1 protein-coding gene is annotated in these 414 nt (G+C 42.3%); it reads right to left on the bottom strand.

Going from position 1 to position 414, the window contains the following annotated elements; genetic code table 11:
* Positions 1 to 414, bottom strand: a 414-nt coding sequence (locus AAEY62_RS20465) for an HAD family hydrolase (protein WP_350636063.1), incomplete at both ends; no start/stop codon positions are given.

Genomic DNA, 414 nt, shown 5'->3' with positions numbered 1-414 from the left:
GCAGCCATTGCCAAAACTCTTGCAGATCATCCATACGGTAACTGGCTTGGCTAAAGTCATGGTTTTGCGTATGGCTATTAGCAATCGCCACAACACTTACAGCGGCGTTGTTTGCTGCAGTTACTCCGGTAAAGGTATCTTCTACTGCAATGGCATCTTTAGCAGCTACATTTATCTGCTTGAGTGCTAATAAGTAAGGATCTCCGGCTGGCTTTGGATTAATAACATCATCTTTAGTGACTACTGCGTCAAATAGATCATAAAAGCCAAGCCCTTTTAATATTGGTTCTGCTTCGTGGCGAGCGCTGCCTGTTACTAACGCCATTTTTAAGCCGCTGCTTTTAACCGCTATTAATGCTTGTTCTGCAAAAGGCATTAGTGCTGGTAAATTGGTTTTTACATATTGTGCAAATA

It is taken from the genome of Pseudoalteromonas sp. GW168-MNA-CIBAN-0100 (assembly GCF_040309225.1).
In the GTDB taxonomy this organism is placed as follows: Bacteria; Pseudomonadota; Gammaproteobacteria; order Enterobacterales; family Alteromonadaceae; genus Pseudoalteromonas; species Pseudoalteromonas arctica.
The sequence above is the reverse complement of the archived record's forward strand: the minus strand, read 5'-3'. Positions and strand labels throughout refer to the sequence as shown.